Source organism: Acinetobacter lactucae (genome assembly GCF_013344765.1).
Classification (GTDB): Bacteria; Pseudomonadota; Gammaproteobacteria; order Pseudomonadales; family Moraxellaceae; genus Acinetobacter; species Acinetobacter lactucae_A.
In genome coordinates this window covers 1-1,801 of sequence record NZ_JABVBF010000297.1, presented here as the reverse complement: position 1 = coordinate 1,801, position 1,801 = coordinate 1, and the positions used below count along the sequence as shown (strand labels likewise).

The window sequence follows — 1,801 nt, the reverse complement described above, 5'->3', positions numbered from 1 at the left end:
TTCATCATGTTGAAATTTTTTTTCTTCTAACTTTAAGTGCTTTACAAAAGCATCAAGAAAACTTTCTATTTGATCATCAGGTAGATCAATTTCGATGAACCAGAGTGGCCCCGAAACAGTTTCTTCAGTTTTTAAATATAAAAAAGCCAAAGTGGCTATTAGCTTACTATCAATTCTGTTATAACCAATATCTTGTAGTAACTCTAAAGCTAGTCGAAATGAGGATTCATCATTAAGCTTAGAGAGGCTAAGATAAATATCCTCCCAATCTATTAGTTGCTTTTGAATTGCTAATGTTTCACTGGCAGCTTTACGAATCGCATACTCCATCTCAGTCTCTAAAACTAACTTCTTTAAAACTTCAATGAAATAAGCGGGTAATTGAAATGACTGAATAGATTCAAGTAAAAAAATTCTAAACGTAAAAGAAATTTCATAATTTAAAAGAATATCTTTAATTTGGTTTAAAATGACTGGTGTGGTGAAAGCCCGAATCTGATAGCTATTTCGTTTATAAAACCTAGGATTATTTTCTGCCAAGTTTTCTATACTAGACAATAAAACTTTAGCTTGTTCTATTGAAAGATTATCAACATCCCCATATTCTAATATTCCGATTGGATCGGATTTAATAACTTCGAAAGCTAAATTATGGTCCATAATTAACCATGCATGCATACCACGTAAATTAGCAGGAACAAGCTCATATGCATGAAAAAAAGATAGAAGACGTTTTCTTTTACGGCTCGTATTTGCTTGTTTAATTAGCCATTTAGCACCTAAAAACTCTCCTATCCTACGATGTAAATAGGTAAAGCGTTCAACACCATTAGCTTTAAATAATCGAGAACCAATTACATTTTCAATATACTGTCCATTTTTAAGACTTTTTATTTCACTTATTGGCAATTCACCATCATCAATTTTGTGAATAGGCTTTCTAGTGATAGCTTCATTTGCTGACAGTATTAAACTTCCAAAAGCTGCTCCTGCTACTTCAAGTTCAGTTTCTTTGGATAGTTGTCTTTCTATCTTCTGTTCAGAATGTTCAATTCTTAATAAATTAACTGCTTGTTCAAACAGTTGAGTTAATGTTTCAGGTAGTTGAGTCGCACTAGCAACTTCTGAAATCAAATTTAATGTTTGTGGATTACCCAATAGCCCTTCCAATCCGAGATTCACAAAGTGATCCACAACTTTCAATGCTTGCTCATTTCCTATTTTTTCACTTAAGAAATCATTCATATCACTTTGAGAGAAAGGATTTAAATGAAGTTCTAGTGGTTCAATATTATATTGTTCTTTAATTGCTACTAAACCAGTAGCACTACGCCAATCTGCCACACGACAAGACAAAACAAACTGTGGATAATCAAGTTCTCCCAATTTTTGCAAAACTAAATCAATACCATCCCCATCCTTAGATGAACTCAATTCATCCAAAGCATCGATTACAAGAACTTTTTTATTATTTAACAAACTATTAGGTTTATGACGATAGAGTAACTGTCGAGCCGTACAATACGCGAAATTATCCAAGCTTCCTAACCACTCAAGCAGGCAAGATTTTCCCATACCCGCCTCGCCTAGAATAACTAAGGAATTATTGATATTTGGTAAAGCTTCTTGAGTTATTGACAAATACTCTTTTTCAACTTGATACCACAAAGTTCGTTTAATCATTTATTTTTAAGTACCTAATATTTGGAATATCTTGTAAGAAAAATCTAATCATATACTAAATAAAACAAAAGCTTCCATCATTGAATGAAAATTTAGCTTTTCTCATTAGGTCTTAGAA

The 1,801-nt window shown here is 32.3% G+C and carries 1 pseudogene; it reads right to left on the bottom strand.

From position 1 onward, the window contains the following. Nucleotides 1-1,683, bottom strand: a pseudogene (locus tag HUN22_RS16820) (NACHT domain-containing NTPase); the annotation flags it as partial. Nucleotides 1,684-1,801 lie beyond the last annotated feature (118 nt).